Consider the following 24,697-nt stretch of genomic DNA (forward strand, 5'->3'; position numbering starts at 1 on the left):
ACATGCATTTAAGGGATTTATAATCTCAAGTTCTGATGATTTTTTCTTATACTTTCCAAGAAGCTTATAGGTTTCTCCTATTTTAAAAGTCATCTTTATATAAGGCTGATTAAACCAAACTGCCCTAACCTTTATTCCTTTATAATTAAATATAAGTGTTGTTAATGTCTTTCTACTCTGAGTTCTAATATCTCTTTTAATCTCAACTAAAGTGCAATCTAAAGCAATCTTTTGTTTTTCATCTATATCCTCTAAATCTATGTTTAAATCTATATTCTCATAATCTCTTGGAAAATATAAAAGTAGGTCTAGAATTGTATATATACCAGCTTTATTTAAAGCCTCTTCTGCCTTTGGTCCAACTCCCTTTAACTCATGAACATAGCTATAAATATTCACTGAATCATCTCCTTAAAATAAAAAAAGCCCTAAGGCTTTCTTTATATTTATTCAACAGAAATTATAAAGTAATATAACGGCTGCTCACCCTTATACATTTGAATGTCTAAGTCTTCGTATTGCTCTTCAAGACTCTCTTGTAGGCTCTTAGCCTTTTCTTCATCTATATCACTACCATAGAAAAGTGTTATTAAAGAACTATCTTCATCCACCATAGCTTTTATAACCTCATTAGCGGTTTCTATGGCATCTTCTCCAACTTCTTTAATTTTACCTTCTACAAGACCTAGGATATTTCCCTCTTTTATTATATTTCCATCCATTTCTGTATCTCTAACTGCATAGGTTATAGATCCTGTTTTAACGCTGCTAATAGCATCTTCCATGGCTAAAATATTACCTTCAATTTCAGCTTCTGGATTAAACATTGTAACACAAACTATTCCTTGAGGAATTGTCTTTGTTGGTATAACTACAACATTTTTATCTTCCGAAAGATCTGATGCTTGATTTGCAGCCATTATTATGTTTTTATTATTTGGCAATATAAATATATTCTCTGCATTTATACTACTAATAGCTTTCATTATGTCCTCTGTACTTGGGTTCATTGTTTGACCACCCTCAATTACATGATCAACACCAAGATCTTCAAAAATATCCTTTATTCCTTGACCCATAGCTACAGAAACAAAAGCATATTTTTTTCTTTCAGAGGCTTCATTAGAAATAGCAGTCTCTATTTCCTCATATTCATTATCGTCTATTACAAGACTTCTATGTTCTTCTCTCATATTATCTATCTTTATCTTAGATAATTCTCCTAAAGTAACTGCTTTTCCTAAAACTGCTCCTGGATCATTAGTATGAATATGAACCTTTATTACATCATCATATCCAACTACTATCATAGAATCTCCAAGGGCTTCAATTGAGTTTTTAAAGTCATCTGCTTTATCTGCATTTCCTAAAATTATAAACTCTGTACAATAACCAAATTTTATGTCCTCTGAATTTATCTCTAAATTATTAGCAGCAGATACCTTCTCCTTAGAAGCTACTGCATCCTGGATAACTGCCTTTATATCAGCAGCTAATGCCTCATGCATTCCCTTTAATATAATTAAAAGTCCCATTCCACCTGAGTCTACTACTTTTGCACTTTTAAGTACTGGAAGCATTTCTGGAGTCCTGTTTAACATTTCATTACTCTTTATACATACTTCTTCCATTAACTCTGTTATATCCTTCTTCTTAGAAGCTACAGCTGCTTCTCCTGCTGCTCTCACCACAGTAAGGATAGTACCCTCTATAGGTCTCATAACAGCCTTATATGCCGCTTTACTGCCTTCTAACAATGCACTTGAGAACTCTTGAAAATCTGCTTCTTCTTTTCCTTCAAGTCCTTTAGATATTCCTCTTAATATCTGAGATAATATTACCCCTGAATTTCCTCTTGCTCCCATCAGAGCTCCCTTAGCAAGTCTTTTAGACACTTCGCTAATAGATGAAACATCCATATTTTCTATTTCTTTTACCGCAGATCTAAAAGTCATGGACATGTTAGTTCCTGTATCCCCATCTGGTACCGGAAACACGTTTAAAGAATTTACAAACTCTTTCTGATCTTCTAATCTATTTGAAGCATTTATAACCATGTTATAAAAATGTTCACCATTTATTTTTGAATACTTCATTCTGTGACCTCCTAGACTCTTACACCTTGTACATTCACTGTTACACTGTTAACTTTTAAACCTGTATAATTTTCCACATTATATTTAACCTTTTGAATTATATTATCTGCTATAACAGATATTTTTGTTCCATATTGAACTACAACAAAAAGTTCTATATTAAGCTCATCATTTTTACTATTTATCTTAACACCCTTGCTTAGGTTCTCAGCTCTCATAAGCTCCCAAAATCCGTCAGTGGCATTCTTTGAAGCCATTCCAACGACTCCGTAGCATTCCATAGTAGAAATTCCTACTATATTAGCTATAACTTCTTCTGAATATCCTACATATCCACTTTCATTGGAAAAACCTATCATACTCATTCTCCTCCTTGAAAAAATCCATATAGTATATTCTATATTAATTATGCAATTTATTCAAGGAAATTAAAAAAGTTAATTATTTATTTTTTAAGATATGTTAATATTTCACTTGCAAACCACCTTTACTTTGTGTTAGAATAATTTACGTTATGATTGAAGAATATTCTTCGTAGGGTTAGAGGAGGTGTTTTATAATGTCAAGAAGATGCGAAGTTTGCAACAAGGGTGTTATTTCTGGAGTACAGTACAGCCACTCTCACAGACAATCAAAGAGAAAGTGGGCTCCAAACATAAAGAAAGTTAAGGCAGTAGTTAACGGAACACCTAAAACTGTTCATGTTTGTACAAGATGCTTAAGATCCGGAAAGGTTCAACGTGCTATATAAAAATGCAAAACAAAAAATGCAGTTGTAAATAACAATTGCATTTTTTATTTTGCATTTTTTCATGATCTTTTGTTCTACTTTCTTTTAAATATTTTTATTATTCTAGATATAAATTTAGGTACTTTAATTGCAATAATTTTCATAACATCCTCCCACTAAGTATTTATATATTATCTTCTAAAGCATTCAGCAACATACCACCCTACATAAACTAAGGCTGCCCCTGCTACTAAAAGCCACCCCCATATAGGAACAAGTACAGCAAGTAAAATACCTGTACCCACTGCTCCTATAACCATACCAATAACTGTTCTTGGACAAAATTTTCTAGACAAAAATATCACCAAAAAATTACTTGCTTTCATATTATTATATGATATAGTAATTTTTTGGTGACTAAGTGTAGATTATTTTAAAAATACCTACTTAAATATATAATTAATCCTTTGAGTATATAACCATAACTACTCCTTCATTAAAGCTAATATCCATAGTGTCTTTAATGAATTCGTTAGATACAGTAATACACTCCCCAAAGGTCAAATCATGGTCATAAAGATCATATTTAGCATCTCTTATATTAAATCCTCTAACCCTATGTCTAAATCCTTGGAATCCGATATATTTCATACCCTCATCCTTTAAAGTGGTACTTTCATTTACTAGAAAAATTATATTATTATCATCTATAATTTTTCCTTTTATATTTCTCTCTAAGCATTTGTTAAGAAGGCCAATATTACCAAATACATGATCCATTCTAGTACCTGTGCATCCTAAAAGGACTATTTCCTTTGGGTTATACTCTAATGCTATATTTAAAGCCAGCTCACTGTCAGTAAAATCTTTTTCCTTAGGGTATACCTTCATATTAATATTTTTTTTCTTAATTTCTTCTAAAATTTCCTCATCTATAGAGTCAAAATCCCCTAATAATATATTAGGATATATATTATTCTCAGATAAATATTGGGCTCCTCTATCTGCTGCAATTATAAGATCAGAACTTTTGCAATTGTTTGTTAAAAGATCTGGTGAAGGTTCTTTCCCTCCACCTACTATAACTATTTTCATAATTAAAGTGCCTCTCTAAGTTTTTTTACATTTTCCTCTATCTCTCCATTTTTAAATACAGCAGAACCTGCAACTATAACATCCGCTCCAGAATTTACAACACTTTTTATATTAGAATCATCCACTCCTCCATCTACTTGTATCATAACTTCATGGTTTAATTCTATAGAAAGATCCTTTACTTCCTTTACCTTATCTGAAGCATAACTTATGTACTTTTGTCCTCCAAACCCTGGATTTACCGACATTATTAAAACCATATCTAAAGATTTAAATATATTCTTTATAGAAGAAACTGGTGTTCCTGGATTTAAAGCAACTGCAGCCTTTACTCCAAAGCTCTTAATATAGTTTATAGTTCTATCTATATGTCTATCTGCTTCGTAATGTATAGTTATTATATCTGCCCCTGCATCTACAAAGTCTTTTATGTATCTTGAAGGTTCTTCAATCATTAAATGAACATCAAAAGTCTTATCTGTAAGGCTCCTTATGGACTTCATTATAGGCGCTCCAAAAGATATGTTAGGAACAAAACTTCCATCCATAACATCTATATGAATCATATTTATATCTGTTCTATTTAATCTTTCTATCTGTTCTCCAAGTTTTGAAAAGTCTGCGGATAATATTGACGGTGATAATTTTACCATTTTTTCTTTTTCCCCCTTTGAATCTCTTCTAATGTTTTTAAATAAAAATCATATCTAAAATCACTTATATTTCCTTTTTCTACAGCATCTTTAACTGAACAATTAGGCTCTTTATGATGAAGACAAGTTGAGAACTTGCATAGCCCATTATAATTTTTAAACTCTGGGAAGCAATGCATTAAATCTTCTTCTTCTATAAATGTAATATCTATATTGGAAAACCCTGGAGTATCAACTAAAAACCCTTCCTCTACATCTATAAGCTCACTATGTCTTGTAGTATGTTTACCTCTCCCAAGCTTCTTACTAACCTCTCCTGTTTCCATAAGCTCTCTTCCACTAAATTTATTTAATAATGTTGATTTTCCCGCTCCAGAAGGGCCACATAAAACAGTTACATTATCTTTAAGCCTTTCCTTTAAGCTTTCTATATTATACCCTTCTTTAGCTTTTATAGGAATAACTTCATATCCTATATTATTAAGTAGAAATTTAAAATCTTCTAACTCTTCTTCTGTACATAGATCTATTTTATTTAGACATACCACTGCTCTTATATTGTTATGCTCACATAATACTAAAAACCTATTCAATAAATCCATATTTATATCTGGATTTTTAGCAGCAAATACTACAAAGGCCTGAGTTACATTGGAAACTAAAGGTCTTATAAGTTCTGAGGATCTTTTAAGTATTTCTTCTATGATCCCCTTATCATTATTAACACTTATTTCTACCTTATCTCCAACTATAGGGGTAAGTCCATTATACCTGAACTTACCCCTTGCTTTACATTCTATAACCTGATTATTAACCTTTACGTAGTAGAAGCCACCTATGCCTTTTATTATAGTTCCTTGCATAATTCCTCCTACAGGATTATTTTTTGTTATTGATTTCCATTTTCTTCTGGCTGTTTCTCTTCCACACCAGTTATTGTTATGGTAGATCCTTTTGGTGCCTTATTTCCCTTTCTATTAGATACATCAAAAGATTTTACCACATCATCCTCTTTAAATCCTCCAGAATTAAACTTAAATCCTGCTGCTTCTGCTGCTGCTCTTGCATCTTTAACAGTAGCTCCTTTAATTCCACCTGGTATATTAACTAATTCTGGTTCTGGTTCTTTATATTCATAGACAATTACAGTAACATCTATAACACTACCCTCTTCAACTTCTTTACCGGCCGGCAAGCTTTGAGATATTACAGTATAGTTATTATTTAAATCATCTCTGTTATTAGTTACTTTTCTTTCTTCATTAACTTTTCCTAGGGTTAATTTTCTTTCCTTTAAAATATTAGGAACATTAGATTTATGCTGTTCTCTTAAATTTGGAACAGTAGTATATTTCGTTTTCGGCCCTTTACTTATAACTATATCTATAGAATCTCCTTTTTTAACTTCCTTACCTTCCACTGGGTTTTGACTAATAATTTTTCCACTTGGAATTGTGTCATTAAATTCTGACGTTACACCACCTAGGGAAAGTCCCAGACTCTTTAGCAGACTATCAGCTGCATTTTTATCAAGTTCTCCAAGTCCTGGGGCTTTTAACTTTTCTACCCCTCCACTTATTATAACTCTAACTTCCTTACCTTTTTCTATCTTCTCTCCCTCTCCTGGATGGCTGGAAACAATAGTTCCTTCTGGATATTTATCGTCTGGATTCTCTCCTACAATCTCCATCTTAAGTCCCTTAGACTCTAAAAGTGTTTTAGCCTCTTCTTGAGTTAATCCCACAATTTTAGGTATCTCTATAGCTTCTGCTTTTTTCTCAGAAGGCTTAAATGCCATTGCAGCACCTATAGCTCCAAGGGCTATTACAAGTATTCCGATTAAAGAGAATATAAGATATTTCTTCTTCTTACTTTTTCTATCATAATCATCTTCATCCTCATAATCGTCTTCGTCCTCGTCTTCTAAATCCTCATCCTTTATGTTTTTATTCATTGTATGAGCTTTTTTAGCACTAGCTACCTTAGCCGCATTATTTTTGATGTCTTCCTCAGTTATAGGACTCATTACTCTTGTAAATTGATCCTCCTGTTTTTTAGGAGCTACATCTATATTTTCGTTTCTTTTTATTTTTATTAAATCATTTATAATTTCCTTACATGAAGAATACCTTTTTATTGGCTCTTTTTCCACAGCCTTTAGTATTAAATCATTTAGACTTTCTGGTATTGTATCATTAAGGTTAATAGGTGGAACTGGCTTTTCTTGTATATGCTTTAAAGCAACTGATACTGGACTATCTGCATCAAAAGGAAGTCTTCCTGTTACCATCTCATATAAAACAATACCTAAAGAATATATATCTGTTCTATAATCTATATAGTTCCCCTTAGCCTGCTCTGGAGAAAAATAGTGAGCAGACCCTAGAATCTTACTAGTATTAGTAATGGTGGAAGAATCTGTGGATTTTGCAATTCCAAAATCCGTTACTTTTATTACATCATCCTCAGTTACTAGTATATTCTGTGGCTTTACATCTCTATGTATTATATTATTTCTATGAGCACAGTCTAACGCTTTAGCTATCTCTATTCCATATTCCACCGCTTTTGTATAAGAAATTTTCCCTTTTTCTCTTATTACATCCTTTAAGGTTTTTCCCTTTACATATTCCATAACAATATAATTTATATCATCTTGGGTACCTACATCCAAAACATTTACTATATTATTATCAGATAAATTTGCCACTGCTGTAGCTTCTCTCTTAAACTTCTCTACTACTAGTGAATCAGAGGAAAATTCCTTTTTTAATATTTTTACTGCATCAAATCTATTTAATTTGTTACATTTTGCCTTATATACTTCGGCCATACCACCTTCGCCTATTTTTTCAATAAGCTCATACCTGTTACCTAGTACAGTTCCTATCATCATACGACTCTCCTCCAACTATAATTAAAGATATATTGTCCCTTGCTCCTCTGGTTTTTACTAGTTCTATAGCCCTCATGCAAAAATCCTTGTAATCTTCAGATGAATTTACTAAACTAACTATCTCCGAGCTAGACACCTCATTGGTAAAACCATCAGTACATAACAAAATATGTTGGAAGTCATTCTTTTCTAGCTTATATATATCCGTTAAAACCTCTTCTTTTGTTCCAATGGCTCTTGTTATAATATTTTTATTTGGATGATTTTTAGCTTCCTCTTCTGTTATACTCCCCTCATCCAAAAGCTCCTGAACTAAAGAGTGATCTTTAGTCACCTTTTTTATGTCATTTCCATTTAATATAAAGCAACCACTGTCTCCTACATTTCCTATAAATACTTTATCCTTAATAATTAAGCAAGCTGTAATTGTAGTTCCCATACCATTTAAATTATTGCTACTTAAAGAATAATTATATACCCTCTCATTAGCTGCTTTAATTGCACTTCTAAGCACATATTCTGGATACTCTATATCTGTTTCTTTAATGTAGGTAACTATGGTATCAGTAGCTAACTTACTTGCTATTTCCCCTGCATTATGACCACCCATACCATCTGCTACTACATATATTGATTTTTCTTCATCCTCATAAATTTCTAAGTAGTCCTCATTAACACTCCTAATATTTCCCACATCAGTTATGAATCCCACCATTAAAAACACCCCTTTATTACTATTTTTGGGCTTCTATATAACTCCTTCTAAGCTGCCCACAAGCAGCATTTATATCTGATCCCATTTCCCTTCTTACTGTAGCTTCTACACCATAATCAATTAGAATCTTAGAAAATGCTTTTACTTTATCTACCTCTGTCTTTTTAAAATTATTTTCTTTAATTTCATTTACAGGAATTAAATTAACGTGACATAGCATACCTTTTAAAAGATTTGCTAATGCTCTTGCATCCTCTAAAGAATCATTAACCCCTTTAACTAAAGCATATTCAAAGGTCACTCTTCTTCCTGTTTTATCTATATAGTATCTACATCCATCTAGGATTTCTTTCAAAGAGTATTTATTAGCAATTGGCATTATGGATTTTCTTCTTTCATCTGTGGTTGCATGGAGAGAAAGAGCTAAGGTTATTTGCATTCCTTTATCCGCTAAATCCTTTATCTTAGGAACTATTCCACAAGTCGACAATGTTATATGTCTCTGACCTATATTAAATCCATAACTAGCATTAACAACTTCTAAAAATTTAATTACATTGTCATAGTTATCTAAAGGCTCTCCACTTCCCATTAACACAATATTAGATATTCTTTCTTTAATTAAGTTCCCTGCAACTATTATTTGGGATAGAATTTCACCACTGGATAAATTACGAACCCTTCCATCTAAGGTAGAGGCACAAAACTTACAGCCCATTCTACATCCCACTTGGGTAGATACGCATATAGAATTTCCATGATTATATTTCATAATAACACATTCTATTAAATTATTATCCTCTAAGGCTAGTAATAACTTTTTAGTTCCATCTACCTTTGATGTATACTCATGAACTATCTTTGGCAGATAAAACTTAAAATTATTTTCTAATTTCTCAATTAAAGACTTAGGTATATTCTTCATTTCTTCAAAAGAATTAATCCCCTTATATAACCAATCCATAACCTGTTTAGCTCTGAATTCATTTTCTTTATTGTCCTTCATCCAAACCTTAAGATCATCAAGGCTTAAATCATAAATATTATTCATCCAGTCACACCTACTATATTTTTCTAAGTTTTGCTATAAAGAATCCATCCATATATTTATTAGGTAATACTGTAATATATCCAGCATCACTATAGATTATATTTTCTGCATCTCCTAAATATATCTTCTCAATTTTAAAATCTTTATGCTTATTTAAGAACCAATCTATATTATTTTCATTTTCTTCTTTATTTAATGTACAAGTTGAGTAAAGTAAGATTCCTCCACTCTTAACATATTGAGCTGCATTATCCATTATATCTCTTTGAACCTTTACCACTTCTCTTAAATCCCTTGGATTCTTAGTCCATTTTATCTCTGGCTTCTTTCTAATAATTCCAAGACCAGAGCATGGCACATCTATAAGAACTTTATCTCCATAATTTATAAAATCAGTATTAAGCTTAGTAGAATCTCCAAGAACAGTCTTTATATTAGTAAGATTAAGTCTTGTAACATTCTCATCTATTAACTTAAGCTTATGCTCATGGATATCTTGAGCAATTACAGTTCCCTTATTATTCATAAGTTCTGCCATATGTGTAGCTTTTCCTCCTGGAGCACTACATAAATCCATAGCTATTTCGTCTTCCTTAACTTCCATAAGAGGTGCAACTAACATAGCACTTTCATCTTGAACTGTTATAAGTCCTTCTTTAAATGCTTGATTTTCTTCTATTCCTTTACCTCTTTTTATTATTATAGCTTCTGGACATATATAACCTTCTTCTACCTCATATCCCTTTTCCTCTAGAGCTTCAAATGCATCATCAAAGGTTCCTTTAAGTTCATTAACCCTTACAGTCATATAAGGAGTTTCATTTAGTCCTTTTAAAATGGATTTAGCTATATATTCTCCATATTGCTTTGTAAATAGATTTACCATCCATCTAGGATATGAATATAAAAATCCAATATCTCCATTAAACTCTCTTAATAGTTCCTCTTTATCGCTTCTTATATAACTTCTTAATACTCCATTTACAAACTTTCCTGCACCCTCTGACTCTTTTTTTCCCATATCTACAGCTTCATTAACCACTGCGTAATCTGGTACTTTATCTAAGTAGTGCATCTGGTATATTGAACTTCTTAATATATTAAGAACTTTACTTTGGATAGTGCTAAAATCCTTCTGTATGAAGTTTTTTAGTATTGAGTCTATGGAATATTTATATTTTATGGTTCCATAAACAACCTCTGTTGCAAGTCCCCTATCCTTATCATTTAACTTACTCTTATTTAGTTCACTATTTAAAACAATATTAGAATAAGCATTATTACTAAAAACCTCATCTAATACTTTAACTATTACTTCTCTTGCTTTCATCCTATTACCTCGTATTTCTAATTATCACGACTGTTGCTTATAGCTATTAATCTTATAAGTTGAGATACTGCCATTATTGTAGCTGCTACATAGGTTAAAGCCGCCGCATCTAAAACCTTTTTCGCTCCTCTTTCTTCCTCTCCATAAAGTATTCCTTGTACTCTAAGCTCCTTTAAAGCTCTTGCAGAGGCATCAAATTCTACTGGCAATGTTATAAGTTGAAATATTACAACTCCTGAGAAAAATACAATTCCTAATGTAACTAAAGGCTTTATAGATAAAACTATCCCTGCAAAAAACAGTATCCAAGATAAACTAGATCCTAAATTTACAGCAGGTACTATGGAATTCCTAAATACTAATGGCTTATATGCATTCTTATGCTGAATTGCGTGACCTACCTCATGGGCAGCAACCCCTACACTAGCAACAGATGTTCCATAATAGACATCCTTAGATAATCTAAGCACCTTAGATGATGGATCATAGTGATCTGAGAGTTTTCCATTTACAACCTCTATTGGTACATAGTATAGCCCATGGCTATCTAAAAGTCTTCTAGCTGCTTCAGCTCCTGTTATTCCCCTTGACCCTCCAACCTTTGAATACCTTTCAAAGGTTGAGGAAACTTTAAATTGAGCCCATAGAGAAATAATCATAGCTGGTATTAAAAATAAATAGGTACTATCATAAAAAAATGGCATATGAACCCCTCCTTATTTTAAAACTTCTTCTATATCTATAGAGTGACCATTAATATACTGTTCAACTCTTAAAGGCTTTCCATTAGGAAATTGTATAACCTCCAATAATATAACTCCACTTCCACATGAAACTTCTATTCCTTCTTTGCTTACTTTCATAATGGTTCCTGGTACTTCTTTGCTTTCTTTATTTAAAGCCTGACTTTTATATATCTTCATATTTTCATCTTTATATGAAGTATAGGCAACAGGCCAAGGATTTAATCCTCTTATTAAATTATGAATTTCTTCTGCACTTTTACTCCAATTTATTTTAGCCATGTCTTTATTTAACATAGATGCATGTGTGCTTTTACCATCTTCTTGTTTTATAGGAACTATTTCTCCCTTTGAATATTTCTTTAAAGTATCTACTAAAAGAGAGGCTCCTCTATCTTTTAAAATATCATAAAGCTCTCCTCCGGTCATATCCTCTGGTACTTCAACCTGATCCTTTAAGAGCATATCCCCAGTATCAATACCTACATCCATAAGCATGGTAGTATTTCCACTTACCTTTTCTCCCATAATTACAGCGTGCTGTATAGGTGCTGCCCCTCTATATTGTGGAAGTAATGATCCATGAAGATTTATGCATCCATACTTTGGTATATCTAAAACTTCCTTAGAAAGTATTTGACCAAAAGCAACAACAACTATAAAATCTGGTTTTAAAGACTTTAAAACATTTATACACTCTTCATCAGTTCTAAGCTTTATAGGCTGATATATAGGTATATTATGCTCTAATGCTATTTCTTTTACAGGAGTTACTCCAAGCTTTTTACCTCTTCCTTTTTTTCTATCTGGCTGGGTAAATACTGCACTAACATTAAATTCCTCTATTAAAGACTTTAAAGAAGGTACTGCAAAATCTGGAGTCCCCATAAATACTATATTCATATTTTACTCCCCCTTTAATTACTTTATTACCTTATCTACAAATAAAACTCCATCTAAATGATCTAATTCATGGCATACTGCTCTTGCAAAAAGTTCTTCTGCATGATATATAACTTCTTCTCCATTTTCATTTAAAGCTTTTACAGTAAGTTTTAGAGGTCTTTCTACCTCACCTTGTTCTCCTGGTACGCTTAAGCATCCCTCTATATCTATATAGCTTCCCTCACTATGAATTATCTCAGGATTTATAAGAGCTACGGGACCTTCACCTACATCTATTACAACTACCCTTTTAAGTATTCCAACCTGAGGTGCTGCAAGGCCTACTCCATCTGCCTCATACATAGTTTCTATCATATCCTTAACAAGGGTTCTTATTCTATCATTTACCTCGTCTACAGGTTTACTCTTCTTTCTTAATACGTCTTCTCCCATGGTTCTTATATTTCTTAATGCCATAGTTCATTCTCCTTCCGATGTTTATTTATAAATATCCTCTTTTATATTATATTAGGCTATTAGGATTTATATCAATACTTATTCGTATATGTGCTGCATTTTCCTTACTCAATCTATAAGTATTATCTCTTATACTTTTAGCAAGTTCTTCTTCTATGTCTCCTTTTATAACTATTTGCCACCTATACATTTCTTTTATCTTACTTATTATACACGGACATGGACCTAATATATCTATATTATTAGTATCTTTTAATAAATTCTTTAAATTTATACCAACTTTTTCTATAGTTTTTATAAGTATATCTTCCCTCTTAGAACTCATATTAATCAACATTATCTTAGAAAAAGGAGGATAATTCATAGTATTTCTTAAAGATATTTCTTCCTTAAAAAATCCTTCATAATTATTATCTTTCGAATACTTAAGACTATAATTTTCAGGTAGATATGTTTGAATTATAACTTTTCCTTCCTTTTTTCCCCTTCCTGCTCTTCCTGATACTTGAGTTAAAAGCTGATAAGTTCTTTCTCCTGACCTGTAATCTGGAAGATTTAATGAAAGATCAGCAGCAATTACCCCTACTAAGGTTACGTTTGGAAAATCTAGCCCTTTTGCTATCATTTGGGTTCCTATTAAAATATCTGCATGTTGATTTTTAAAAGAAGTATATATATTCTCAAAAGAATTTTTTCTTCTTGTGGTATCTAAATCCATACGAAGAATTCTTGCGTCTTTAAACTCCTTTTTTAATGCCATTTCAACTTTTTCTGTACCTACCCCAAAATATTTTACATAATTACTTTTGCAGCTAGGGCATGTTGTATTAACAGAAGCTCTTTTTCCACAGTAATGACAAGAAAGATAGGATCCATGAGCATGATATGTCAGTGATATATCACATTTATCACACTTAAATACATAGCCACACTTTCTACATGATACAAAGGTAGAAAAGCCCCTCCTATTTAAAAATAGTATTGCCTGTTCTTTTCTCTGAAGTACATTAAAAAGTTCTTCTCTCAGTTCACTACTAAACATTGATTTATTATTATTTTTAAGCTCTTCTCTCATGTCTATGACTCTAACTTCTGGCATTTTAGCTCCATCTGCTCTATGATCTAACGTCAAAAGCTTAATTTCCTTCTTATGAACCCTATAATAAGTATCAATAGATGGAGTAGCTGAGCCTAATAATACCTTAAACCCTCTATCCATTGCCATAAACTCTGCCACTTCTTTTGCATTATACTTAGGATCACTTTCTGATTTATAAGTGGCTTCATGTTCCTCATCTACTATTATAATACCTAAGTCTTTAAATGGTAAGAATAAAGCTGACCTTGCTCCTACTGCAACCTTTACCTCTCCCCTTTTAACCCTATACCATTCATCAAACCGCTCTCCTTCTGAAAGCTTTGAGTGGAATACAGCAACATCTCGTCCAAACCTTCCTTTGAATCTTTCAACCATCTGAGGTGTTAAAGATATTTCTGGCACTAAAATTATAGCACTTTTATCCTTCTTTAAAAAGTGTGCTACAATTCTCATATATACCTCAGTTTTTCCACTGCCTGTAACCCCTTTTAATAGGTACATAATTGATGAACCATTTATAACTTCATTAACCACGCTCTCTTGATACTTTGTGAGATTCTTCTCCCCATAAAAATTATATTCACGGGTATTAAATCTATTAACTATAGTTTTTTCTGTTGTTATATATCCATGTTTTATAAGAGTATTTATAGAGCTTAAGGAAAGATTGAACTCATTAGAAAACTGAGTTTTTGTGTACTTCCCCTCATTCTCCTTAACTATTTTGAAAATGGAGATATAAGGCTCTTTATCATATTTCACATCTAAGTCTTTTACTGAAGATAACACCTGCTTTTCTTTATAGGATATTCCTTTAGTAACTCCTCTAGGTATAAAAAGTCTTATGCCTTCCATATATGTACATAAATATCTATCCCTCATATACTGGACAACTCTAAAGTCCTCTCTAGTAAATAATGGCTCTTTCTCACAAATACTATCTATTGCTTTAAACTTTATTTCCTTATCATCTATATCCTCATATAATTCTACTACAAATCCATCAATTAGCTTTTTTCCCATGCCAAAGGATACCTTAACCCTGTGACCTATAGTAATTATGTTTTCAAAATCCTGTGGTATCTTATAGGTAAAAATTTTATCCACCTGTACAGAATCATTGTATACTATTAATCCAGCAAACTTATTCACTTCATCACCCTTTATCTAAAAACATTGGTTCCATAATCCTATCATTTAATGTACCATTCTAAAAGTGGACCTAATACATTAATTTTTTTATATTTCCATATTTATGTTGAATAAGTATGACCTAAATGTATAACTATATACATTTATTGTCTTTAAAATATTCTAAAGACTAGATAATATAAATGATATATATGAAAAAAAGCGCAGTTAGCGCTTTTTATTATTTATTATATTAAATAATTCCTTAGCTACACTCTTCTTAGACATCTTTTCTAAGGATATTTCTTCCCCATCTCTTGTTAAGATTACAACCTTGTTATCCTCTGAAGAAAATCCTGTATCCTTAGAAATTATATCATTAGCCACTATGTAGTCAAGATTTTTTTTCTTAATCTTTAAATTTGCATTTTCTATTAAATCATTACTTTCTGCAGCAAAACCTACAAGAATTTGGTTCTTCTTTTTATCACCTAAAAGTTTTAATATATCATTATCCCTTTCTAAAGCAATACTAAGATCTCCCTCACCTTTTTTAATTTTTTTACTACTATAAGTCTTAGGCTTATAGTCTGCCACTGCTGCTGACTTTATAACTATGTGAGAATCTTCATAATGGCTCAAAACAGAATTTAACATTTCTTCGTTAGTATTTACATGAATAACATCCACATTGTAAGGTGGCTTAATATTTGAAGGTCCCGTAATTAAAGTAACCTCTGCTCCTCTATCCCTAGCTTCTTCAGCTATGGCATAGCCCATTCTTCCAGTAGACCTATTAGTTATATACCTAACTGGATCAATGTGTGCAACGGTCGGTCCAGCTGTTACTAAGACCTTTTTCCCCTGAAGATCTTTTATAGGATATAAAGCACTAGCAACATACTCTACTATTAAATCAGTACTTTCAAGTTTCCCACGTCCTGTATCTCCACAAGCAAGTCTTCCACTAGCTGGCTCTATAAATTCATAACCATAGGATTTTAACTTTTCAATATTACCCTGAACTATAGGATTTTCATACATATTTGTATTCATGGCAGGAGCAAAAATAACTTTTGCTTTAGTTGCCATAATAGTTGTGGATAGCATATCATCTGCTATACCATTTGCAACTTTTCCTATTATATTAGCTGTGGCTGGTGCTACAAGTAAGATATCTGCTTTTTTAGCTAAAGATATATGCTGAATTTCCCAATGCTTAGGCTCCTTAAACATATCAACTATAACAGCATTACTACTTAAAGCTTGAAAACTAAGTGGTCTTACGAATTCTGCAGCCGAATTTGTCATTATAACATCTACTTCTACATCCTTTTTTACTAGCTGACTTACAATATCAAGAGCCTTATAAGCAGCTACACCTCCTGATACCCCAAGCACCACACTTTTTTTAGACATTTTTACTTTATACCTTCTTTCACTGCTTCATACTGTATGAAACCTTCATTAACTTCATTTATAGCAAGAGTTAAAGATTTTACTCCTTCTACATTAACATTAGGAGTATCTCCATCAATAAGCTGTCTTGCTCTTTTTGAAGTTACTATAACTAAAGAATATCTGTTATCTACCTTTTCTAATAATGTTGAAATTGATGGATTAATCATAGAGTTGTTCATGGATTAAACCCTCCTTAGAATCTAATATTTTTTCTTTCATTCTGTCTACTCTGCATTTTTCTGCAATCATTATACTTTCTATCTTTTGTACAGCTTCTTCTACCGTATCATTTACTACTGCATAATTATATTTTGAAATATAATTAATCTCTTGATATGCGGACTTAAATCTAGTCATTAAAGACTCCTCAGTCTCGCTTCCTCTTTTTATAATTCTTTGTTTTAACTCTTCCATAGATGGAGGAAGTATGAATACAAATACTCCTTCAGAAACATTTTCCTTAACCTTAAGAGCTCCTTGTATATCTATTTCAAGAATCACATCTTTACCTTCATCTATCATTTCTTGAACCTTAGATTTTGGAGTTCCATATAAGTTACCATAAACTTCTGCATACTCAAGAAAGTCACCCTCTTCAATCTTCTCTAGGAATTCTTCCCTGGTCTTAAAATAGTAGTTCTCCCCTTCAACCTCACCGATTCTTGGAGATCTTGTTGTAGCTGAAACTGATAAATAGAAATCATGTCTATTTAAAAGTTCCTTACATATAGTACCTTTTCCGGCACCTGAAGGTCCAGATATTACTATTAATATTCCTTTTTTATCCTGCATTATTCATCAACCTCATCCACATGCTCTTCTCCCTTTGATGACAACCTGTGTGCCACAGTTTCTGGCTGAACTGCTGATAATATAACATGATCTGAATCTGTTATTATAACTGCTCTTGTTCTTCTTCCATAGGTTGCATCAATAAGCATACCTCTATCTCTTGCCTCTTGAATTATTCTCTTAATTGGTGCAGATTCTGGGCTAACAATTGCTACTAGTCTATTAGCAGAAACTATGTTTCCAAAGCCAATATTTATAAGTTTTATGCTCATATTCTTCCTCCTAAACACTATTCTAAATTCTGTACCTGTTCTCTTATTTTTTCAATGTGATTTTTTATATTCAAAACCATATTTGTAATCTCTAAATCTTGAGATTTTGAAGCTATGGTATTTGCTTCCCTATTCATTTCTTGAACTATAAAATCAAGCTTTCTTCCTATAGGCTCATTTAACTCTAAGGTGTCTTTCACCTGAATTATATGAGAATTCAATCTTGTTATCTCTTCATCTATACTAGCCTTATCCGCAAAAAAAGCAACCTCAACACTTATTCTGTTATCGTCTAAGGTTATATTCTCACTTAACTCTTTTATTCTCTCTTCTAATTTTATCTTATATTCTTTAACAACCTTAGGAGCCTTGATCTCAATTTTATCTACTAAATTTTTTATACTATCACACTTTAGGATAATATCCTCCTTTAGCTTTTCTCCTTCTATCTCCCTCATCTCTATGAGCATATAGAGAGCATCTTCTAAACAAAACTTTAATTCTGCCCATATTTCTTCCATATTCTCTTCTTTTTCTTCTATCTTTATAACATCTGGAAATCTTCCAATTAAAGAAATGGAAATATCGTCTTTAACCTCTTCATATCTGTCTTTAATAGACTTTAGAGCCTTATAATAGCTATCTGCTAAAGCTTCATTTAAAACTGCTTCCCCATGTAGGTCTCCATAGTTTTTATAGGTTATAAAAACATCTACTTTCCCTCTATTAAGCCTCTCATTTATTATCTTTCGTATTTTTTCCTCAAGAGAAATCATACTTTTAGGCATTCTAGCACTTATATCTAAGTATCTATGATTAACACTTTTTAGCTCTACAGAGAAACTTCTACTACTTTCTTCACTACTTGTTCCTCTCCCAAAGCCTGTCATACTCTTAACCATGACATTCCTCCTTACGGTTGCTTCCAATTCATATTACCTATTATACATAACTTAATATGAGAATTTCAAGTTTTATTTGCAAAAAGTTTGATTTTTGACCTATTTTCTCCTTAAAACTCCGAAATTCTTGAAAATGCTTTTTCTATTACCTCAATATCCTTGGTTAAAGCAACCCTAAACCATCCATCCCCCTGATACCCAAAAACATAACCTGGGGTCACTAATATTCCATAGTTATATAAAAGTTCCTTTGTAAATTCATCTGTAGAGCATCCCTTAGGCACTTTTCCCCATAGGTAAAAACTTCCTTTCCCCTTAAAATATTCTATTCCTTTTCTATCTAGTATATTTTCAAGATGATTTCTTCTTTTTTTGTATATATCAAGCTCTTCTAATACATGGTTTATATTTCTAAGAGCTTCTATTCCAGCATATTGTACAGGTAAGAATTGTCCTGAATCTACATTAGACTTTATTTTTAAAAGTCTCTCTATACATTTTTTATCTCCCACTGCATATCCAAGTCTAAATCCTGTCATACTAAAAGTTTTAGAAAAACTACCAAACTCTAAAATGTTTTCTTTTCCACTGGATAATATAGATACCTTATACTTACTATCTTCTATTATGTCCCCATAAGCATTATCATTACATACTACTATATTATTTTCTATGGCAAACTTTTGAACTTCATTATAGAACTCTTTAGTTGCTACTGCTCCTGTAGGATTATTAGGGTAATTTAATATCATAAGCTTTGATCTTTTTACAACTTCCCTTGGAATATTATTAATATAAGGTAGGTATCCATTGTCTTTTATAAGAGGAAACTTATAACTTTCTACTCCCCAAAGAACTGAGGAAGTATAATAAACTGAATATCCAAGGGCAGGTATTAAAGCTACATCTTTAAAATCACAAAAAGCTGGAAATGCGTTGTTTATCCCTTCCTTAGAACCTATTAATATTATAATTTCATCTTCATCTAGATCTACATTATAGGTATTTTTATAATACTTACTTATTTCTAATTTTAATTCTCTAATTCCATCATAAGGTGGATATTTATTAAATTCATCATATTCTAAAGCTTTAATAAGATCATCTATTATATCCTTTCTAATGGCTAAATCTGGTTCCCCTATTCCAAAATCAAAAATTTCTTTTCCTTCTTTACAAAGGCTGTTTTTTATATCTTCTAAGGTCTTAAAATGATATTCTTTTATAGAATTTAACCTATTGTTTATCTTCATATATTATCCTCCTTAAATATGGGTAAATAGTTTACTTTATACTATTCATCTATATTTAAGGAGGTACTAAAAATAACATAATATATAAAAAGACTTTATTACCAAGTAATTTACAATACTTTAGTAATAAAGCCTTTATTAATTTAAAATAGTTATTAACTTAATTTTAACTTATGCCAGATACTATGAGTTTAATTACGAATATAATAGCTAGACATATCATAACATTAGATACTTTTTTCTTCTTGTTATCACCTATACCAGCTAATAAACTTATAATAACATAAGATAATACTCCAATAGTTAACCCATCTCCTATGCTATAAGTTAAAGGCATTAATATTATGGTTAAAAAAGCTGGAATTCCTTCTGAAAAATCACTGAAATCTATTTTTGTTATATTCTCCATCATAAAGAATCCTACCATTATTAATGCTGGTGCTGTAGCACAAGCTGGTATAGCTATGAAAAGTGGTGCAAAGAACATGGATAATAAGAATAAGCATCCTGTAACTACAGCTGTAAATCCGGTTCTTCCACCTTCTGCAACTCCTGCTGAACTTTCTACATAAGTTGTTACTGTCGAAACTCCAACTAAAGCTCCTACTGTTGTACCTATGGCATCTACAAGAAGAGCTTTTCCAACTCCTGGTACTCTTCCTTCCTCATCAAGCATATTGGCCTTTGAAGCTACCCCAACTAGTGTTCCAACAGTATCAAAGAAATCTACAAATAGGAAAGTAAATACTACAACAGCTAAACTCCATAGCTTTGATGGATCACTGAAAACAGAAAAATCTACTTGAAAAGCGATAGGTGATATACTTTCATATTTAAATATTCCCTCTGGTAAGAATATCTTATAGTAAGCTGCTCCTTGAGGATCTACTAGTGCATATATCCAAGCTGCTATAGTACTAAAAGCTATTCCCCAAAGTAAAGCTCCTTTAATGTTTTTCTTATAAAAAATAACCATAATAAAGAGTCCTAAAGCTGCAATTATTACTGTAGGAGAAGTAAAGTTACCCATGGAAACCATAGTGGATTCATTTTTAATAACTATTCCACTATTAACAAATCCTATAAAACTTATAAATAAACCTATTCCTACGGTTACTGCATATTTTAGATTTAATGGTATTGTATTAACTACTGCTTCACGTACATTAGTTAAAGATAATAGTATAAATATAATTCCTTCTATAAAAACAGCAGTTAATGCTACCTGCCAACTTACTCCAAGTCCTATAACTACTCCATAGGTGAAGAAAGCATTTAACCCCATACCTGAAGCTAGTCCAAAAGGCAAGTTAGCATATAATCCCATAAATATTGTAGTGAGTCCTGCAGTAAGACAAGTAGCTGTAACTAAAGCTCCCTTTGGCATTCCTGCTATGCTAAGTATATCTGGATTTACTGCAATAATATAAGCCATAGTTAAAAATGTGGTTATACCTGCAATAATTTCCGTCCTCATATTAGTATTATGTTCTTTAAATTTGAAAAATTTGTCCATACCTCTTCCCCTCTCTTATATCTTACGAATATTATTTTAAATTATTTTATATTCGTTTGTCAATATACAAATATTTATTTTTTAATTTTATTTTATTTTTCGTGTATATTTAAAAGTAAATAGTATATACTTTTAAATTAAGAATTTAAAATAAAAAACACCCTATAAGGTAACACAGTTCTTCTCTGTTTCTACCTTACAGGGTATTTTTATATATTTTATTAGCTATTGTATAATTGTCTTTCAAATATAGTTTTTATCTCTTTTATATCCTTAGTCTTACTTAAAGCAACCATAAGCTTTATTCTAGCCTTTTGCCCTGGAAGAGTATCTCCAAAAATAACCCCAAGGTTCCTTATATCTTTTCCTCCTCCTGGATATCCATAAGAGTCACAAACTCTTCCCTCAAAACATCTTGAAACAACAACTACAGGTATATTTTTTTCTATAGCACGCTTAACTCCATCTACCATTCCTGGTGGTATATTTCCTCTTCCCATAGCTTCTATAACTATACCTTTATATCCCTTATCTATGGAATAGTCTATAAAAGATGAGTCCATACCTACAGCACATTTTATTAAAGCCACCTTAGACTCTATGCTATCTATAAGATAACTTTCCTTATCATAGCTATCTCTATAAAATAAAACCTTATTGTTATCAACCATACCTATAGGACCAAAATTAGGAGTTCTAAAGGTACCAAGGGACATGGAATTAGTTTTTGTAACCTCCCTAGCACAATTTAAATCTCCATTTAGACATACTAAAACCCCTCTTTCTTTTGCCTCTTCAGATATGGCAGTACATATAGAAGCAGCTAAATTAGAAGGTCCATCATACCCAAGTTCTGATCCACTTCTCATAGATCCTGTAAATATTACTGGTTTATCTGTATTTAATGTCAAATCTACTAAATAAGCAGTCTCTTCTAGAGTATCTGTACCATGGGTAACCACTACCCCATCTATATCTCCTTTATTTAAAAGCTTCTCTATAAATTTTGATAAATCAAGCATTATTTCTGGAGTCATATGAGGTCCTGGCATGGAAGAAAAGGTATGAGATTCTATCTGTGCATAACTTTCAATTCCCGTTACCATAGACATTATTTCTTCTCCAGTAAGACTTGGCACAGCCGCCTTTAGCTTTGGATCTACCTTCATTGATATAGTTCCACCATTAAAAATTACCGCTACTTTTTTCATAAGATTCCCCCCATAAATTCTAAAATTCATTTTTAATTAGGTATCTTAAAAATAGGTAATAAGATATATTGAATATATTTCATAGAACCTTCCTATAAAATATCCTACAAAATACTTCCATATACTAATTGATTACTTTTAAATATACCTTATGTAGATTTTACATTTTATATTCTACACCATAATATATTAAAATTCATTATGATTATTTAAAGAAAAAAGGAAAGATATCTAATATCTTTCCCTTCTACACAAATATTTTATCAATTACTAAATAAAATATCACATATCCATGAAATTTTTAAAAACTATCTTCAAGAAATAGAAGTTTATAAAATCTTCCCATATAACTTATTTTATGTTAACTTGTCCCTCATTTTCTTGTGAAGTTTATTTATTCTATCCTCTGAAAGACCAGTCATAGATATTATCTCTGTAATTCCTATTCCTTTATCTAATAAATCTTTAGCTTTTTCTGCCGCTACTCCATATTCACCCTTTTTAAACTGCTTCATTATAGCTCCTATCTCCTTTCTATCCTATAGTACTACCTATAGCATTTTTATTCTTATGCTTTTTCATTTCATCCTCATGAATCATTTCTGGTTTCTTATATTTGTCTGTTCTCTTCTTAGCCTTTTTATCTTCCCTATGTCCCATTTTCAATCACTCCTTCATTAAATATTATCTCCAGCTAGGTATTTTATATGCTGGAATGAATTCATGATGTTTCTAATAATTTCTATTATTAATATTAATTAAGGTAATTTTTTTGAAACTATATGTAACAATTTATAATAAACTTAGAATTTATTACGAAATAGTTAATGAAATTTTTCAATTTAGTCATATATGGATAAAACATTAAATATATCTATAAATATATAATTTTTAGGAGGAGTTTATGAATATTTACAATATAAAAAAATCCGCTAGAGAGTCTTTAAAAGGCAATTGGGGACAAGCTGTTTTATGTTGCTTAATCTTTTTCTTCATAAGCACCGGATTGCCATATATAGGAAAATTCAAAAGTGGAGCCTTTAGCTTTTTATTAACAATTGCATTTTATGTTCTCTTAGGCCCATTAAATGCAGGATTAAACTATTTCTTTCTTAAACTTAGTAGGAAAGAAGCAGTATACCTTGAGGACTTATTTTATCCTTTTAAAAATTTCTTAAGATACTTTCTTTCTCATCTTTTAACATCAATTTTTAGTTTTTTATGGTCTATTCCTGCAGCTATAGTTACATTTTTAGCTATAGGAGCATTTTTAGCCAGCTCTTTCAATCCATATGATTCATTCTATTCATTTGAAAGTGCTAATTATATTAATGAAAATTTTATATCTAATCTTATATTATTATTTATAATCCTTATAGTTATTGGAGTATGTCTTCAAATATTCTTAAATAGATATGCATTGTCGCATTTTATACTACTGGATAATCCTCTTTTGGGGTCTTATGATGCTATAGAAGAAAGCGTAACTATGATGAAGGGTTATAAGCTTAAATTATTTCTACTTAATTTATCCTTTATAGGTTGGGGTTTATTATGTATTCTTACTTTAGGTATTGGTTTACTTTGGCTCTTACCTTATATTTATGCTTCTATAGCTAGTTTCTATGATGAAATAAAGAAAACCTATGACTATTAAAATATTGTTCTAAAGTAAAAATGGTAAGTATTATTTTTTAATACTTACCATTTATTTAAATCATAAAATTTCTTATGTAAGAACCTTATATATAAAGTCTTCTTCTCTTTTATTGAACCTTATGACTTTGTCCTTAGTTCTTAATATTATATTGGGATAAATATTTAAATAAACCTCTTCATTTAATTTCTTCTTTCTAAACTCATTTTTAAGTTTTAGATTTAAAAGCCTTTCTTTTTCATTTAATATTTTTATATCCTTTAATTCTTTGAATATCTCCTCTTTTAAAACACTTAGTAGGTTTAGCTTTATCCAGTATACTGTCCTTCTTTCTAAATCCTTCTTTACGTTATCCATGTGACCTCTTACAACAGGAGTTCTATATAACTCTCCTTGAAGTTTTCTTGTATTTTGGTTCTCATCATAAAACTTTCCCATAATAAATAAACTTCCATAATCATACTCCGTTCTTATGAGTCTTCCGAAAATTTGTTTTGTGGCTATAGATACCATTGGATAATTAATTTTATTATAACATCTCCAGTAATCATCTTTATCTCTCATATTTCTCTCTATTAAGGACTTATAAAAAGGATCACTACTATTTATATTGGGAATCTTATCTAAAATTACAGTGTTCATACTATCTCCAGGTATATCTATACCTTCAAACATTCCCTTAGAACCTAAAAATACATAGGTATTATCTCTTTTTTTAAGACTATTTATCTC

27 protein-coding genes and 1 pseudogene are annotated in these 24,697 nt (G+C 31.2%); 2 read left to right on the top strand and 26 right to left on the bottom strand.

Annotated features, from left to right (window positions below):
- The 3 genes and pseudogenes from AB2369_RS02040 to AB2369_RS02050 all read right to left on the bottom strand — a co-directional run.
- Positions 1-399: pseudogene (locus AB2369_RS02040) on the bottom strand (DNA helicase RecG); the annotation flags it as partial.
- A 47-nt stretch (positions 400-446) separates the two neighbouring features.
- Complete coding sequence (locus AB2369_RS02045) at positions 447-2,096, bottom strand: DAK2 domain-containing protein (RefSeq protein WP_367664807.1); 1,650 nt, start codon at positions 2,094-2,096, stop codon at positions 447-449.
- Positions 2,097-2,107: 11 nt separating this feature from the next.
- Entirely contained in the window at positions 2,108-2,455 is a 348-nt protein-coding gene (locus AB2369_RS02050) for an Asp23/Gls24 family envelope stress response protein (protein ID WP_367664808.1), read from the bottom strand.
- A gap of 200 nt (positions 2,456-2,655) precedes the next feature.
- Between AB2369_RS02050 and rpmB the strand changes: the two genes are divergently transcribed.
- Positions 2,656-2,847, top strand: a complete 192-nt coding sequence (gene rpmB / locus AB2369_RS02055; RefSeq protein ID WP_367664809.1) for a 50S ribosomal protein L28 — start codon at positions 2,656-2,658, stop codon at positions 2,845-2,847.
- A 170-nt stretch (positions 2,848-3,017) separates the two neighbouring features.
- Here rpmB and AB2369_RS02060 read toward each other — a convergent pair whose 3' ends face one another.
- The 22 genes from AB2369_RS02060 to AB2369_RS02165 form a co-directional block, all read right to left on the bottom strand.
- Entirely contained in the window at positions 3,018-3,182 is a 165-nt protein-coding gene (locus AB2369_RS02060) for a hypothetical protein (RefSeq protein ID WP_367664810.1), read from the bottom strand.
- A gap of 103 nt (positions 3,183-3,285) precedes the next feature.
- Positions 3,286-3,921, bottom strand: a complete 636-nt coding sequence (locus AB2369_RS02065) for a thiamine diphosphokinase (RefSeq protein ID WP_367664811.1) — start codon at positions 3,919-3,921, stop codon at positions 3,286-3,288.
- Positions 3,922-3,923: 2 nt separating this feature from the next.
- A complete protein-coding gene (gene rpe / locus AB2369_RS02070; protein ID WP_367664812.1) occupies positions 3,924-4,574 on the bottom strand; it encodes a ribulose-phosphate 3-epimerase in 651 nt (216 codons plus the stop codon).
- Positions 4,568-5,437: a ribosome small subunit-dependent GTPase A gene (rsgA, locus tag AB2369_RS02075; RefSeq protein WP_367664813.1), complete on the bottom strand. Its 870-nt coding sequence runs from the start codon at positions 5,435-5,437 to the stop codon at positions 4,568-4,570. Before rsgA ends, rpe begins: the two co-directional genes overlap by 7 nt.
- A gap of 26 nt (positions 5,438-5,463) precedes the next feature.
- A complete protein-coding gene (gene pknB / locus AB2369_RS02080) occupies positions 5,464-7,470 on the bottom strand; it encodes a Stk1 family PASTA domain-containing Ser/Thr kinase (RefSeq protein ID WP_367664814.1) in 2,007 nt (668 codons plus the stop codon).
- Entirely contained in the window at positions 7,445-8,185 is a 741-nt protein-coding gene (locus tag AB2369_RS02085) for a Stp1/IreP family PP2C-type Ser/Thr phosphatase (RefSeq protein WP_367664815.1), read from the bottom strand. Before AB2369_RS02085 ends, pknB begins: the two co-directional genes overlap by 26 nt.
- Positions 8,186-8,204: 19 nt before the next feature.
- On the bottom strand, positions 8,205-9,236 hold the full coding sequence (rlmN, locus tag AB2369_RS02090; RefSeq protein WP_367664816.1) for a 23S rRNA (adenine(2503)-C(2))-methyltransferase RlmN: 1,032 nt from the start codon (positions 9,234-9,236) through the stop codon (positions 8,205-8,207).
- Positions 9,237-9,249: 13 nt separating this feature from the next.
- Entirely contained in the window at positions 9,250-10,566 is a 1,317-nt protein-coding gene (gene rsmB, locus AB2369_RS02095; protein ID WP_367664817.1) for a 16S rRNA (cytosine(967)-C(5))-methyltransferase RsmB, read from the bottom strand.
- Between the two features lie 17 nt (positions 10,567-10,583).
- Positions 10,584-11,270: a zinc metallopeptidase gene (locus tag AB2369_RS02100; protein ID WP_367664818.1), complete on the bottom strand. Its 687-nt coding sequence runs from the start codon at positions 11,268-11,270 to the stop codon at positions 10,584-10,586.
- Between the two features lie 12 nt (positions 11,271-11,282).
- Entirely contained in the window at positions 11,283-12,212 is a 930-nt protein-coding gene (fmt, locus tag AB2369_RS02105; protein WP_367664819.1) for a methionyl-tRNA formyltransferase, read from the bottom strand.
- 18 nt (positions 12,213-12,230) lie between these two features.
- Positions 12,231-12,671: a peptide deformylase gene (gene def, locus AB2369_RS02110; RefSeq protein ID WP_367664820.1), complete on the bottom strand. Its 441-nt coding sequence runs from the start codon at positions 12,669-12,671 to the stop codon at positions 12,231-12,233.
- A 46-nt stretch (positions 12,672-12,717) separates the two neighbouring features.
- On the bottom strand, positions 12,718-14,922 hold the full coding sequence (priA, locus tag AB2369_RS02115) for a primosomal protein N' (RefSeq protein ID WP_367664821.1): 2,205 nt from the start codon (positions 14,920-14,922) through the stop codon (positions 12,718-12,720).
- Between the two features lie 207 nt (positions 14,923-15,129).
- Entirely contained in the window at positions 15,130-16,320 is a 1,191-nt protein-coding gene (gene coaBC, locus AB2369_RS02120; RefSeq protein WP_367664822.1) for a bifunctional phosphopantothenoylcysteine decarboxylase/phosphopantothenate--cysteine ligase CoaBC, read from the bottom strand.
- 2 nt (positions 16,321-16,322) lie between these two features.
- Entirely contained in the window at positions 16,323-16,541 is a 219-nt protein-coding gene (rpoZ, locus tag AB2369_RS02125) for a DNA-directed RNA polymerase subunit omega (RefSeq protein WP_367664823.1), read from the bottom strand.
- Positions 16,522-17,154: a guanylate kinase gene (gmk, locus tag AB2369_RS02130; protein ID WP_367664824.1), complete on the bottom strand. Its 633-nt coding sequence runs from the start codon at positions 17,152-17,154 to the stop codon at positions 16,522-16,524. The genes rpoZ and gmk overlap by 20 nt, the downstream gene beginning before the upstream one ends.
- Positions 17,154-17,426 (bottom strand): extracellular matrix/biofilm regulator RemA, encoded by a 273-nt coding sequence (gene remA, locus AB2369_RS02135; RefSeq protein WP_367664825.1) that lies wholly within the window; start codon positions 17,424-17,426, stop codon positions 17,154-17,156. Before remA ends, gmk begins: the two co-directional genes overlap by 1 nt.
- 17 nt (positions 17,427-17,443) lie before the next feature.
- Positions 17,444-18,328 carry a YicC/YloC family endoribonuclease gene (locus AB2369_RS02140; RefSeq protein ID WP_367664826.1) on the bottom strand — a complete coding sequence of 295 codons (885 nt, stop codon included), beginning with the start codon at positions 18,326-18,328 and terminating at the stop codon, positions 17,444-17,446.
- 110 nt (positions 18,329-18,438) lie between these two features.
- The gene (locus AB2369_RS02145; protein WP_367664827.1) at positions 18,439-19,581 is read right to left on the bottom strand and encodes an aminotransferase class I/II-fold pyridoxal phosphate-dependent enzyme; all 1,143 of its coding nucleotides are present in this window, start codon (positions 19,579-19,581) and stop codon (positions 18,439-18,441) included.
- A gap of 166 nt (positions 19,582-19,747) precedes the next feature.
- Positions 19,748-21,097: an NCS2 family permease gene (locus AB2369_RS02150; protein WP_367664828.1), complete on the bottom strand. Its 1,350-nt coding sequence runs from the start codon at positions 21,095-21,097 to the stop codon at positions 19,748-19,750.
- Positions 21,098-21,318: 221 nt separating this feature from the next.
- Entirely contained in the window at positions 21,319-22,308 is a 990-nt protein-coding gene (locus tag AB2369_RS02155) for an asparaginase (protein ID WP_367664829.1), read from the bottom strand.
- Between the two features lie 356 nt (positions 22,309-22,664).
- The gene (locus tag AB2369_RS02160) at positions 22,665-22,823 is read right to left on the bottom strand and encodes a hypothetical protein (protein ID WP_367664830.1); all 159 of its coding nucleotides are present in this window, start codon (positions 22,821-22,823) and stop codon (positions 22,665-22,667) included.
- Between the two features lie 19 nt (positions 22,824-22,842).
- Positions 22,843-22,968, bottom strand: a complete 126-nt coding sequence (locus AB2369_RS02165) for a hypothetical protein (RefSeq protein ID WP_367664831.1) — start codon at positions 22,966-22,968, stop codon at positions 22,843-22,845.
- Positions 22,969-23,212: 244 nt separating this feature from the next.
- On the opposite strand from AB2369_RS02165, the gene AB2369_RS02170 reads away from it, so the two are divergent.
- Complete coding sequence (locus AB2369_RS02170) at positions 23,213-23,965, top strand: DUF975 family protein (protein ID WP_367664832.1); 753 nt, start codon at positions 23,213-23,215, stop codon at positions 23,963-23,965.
- Positions 23,966-24,037: 72 nt separating this feature from the next.
- Here AB2369_RS02170 and AB2369_RS02175 read toward each other — a convergent pair.
- The coding region (locus tag AB2369_RS02175) for a helicase C-terminal domain-containing protein (RefSeq protein ID WP_367664833.1) at positions 24,038-24,697 on the bottom strand (660 nt) is incomplete at its 5' end.

Source organism: Clostridium sp. (assembly GCF_040797585.1).
GTDB lineage: Bacteria > Bacillota > Clostridia > Clostridiales > Clostridiaceae > Clostridium_Z.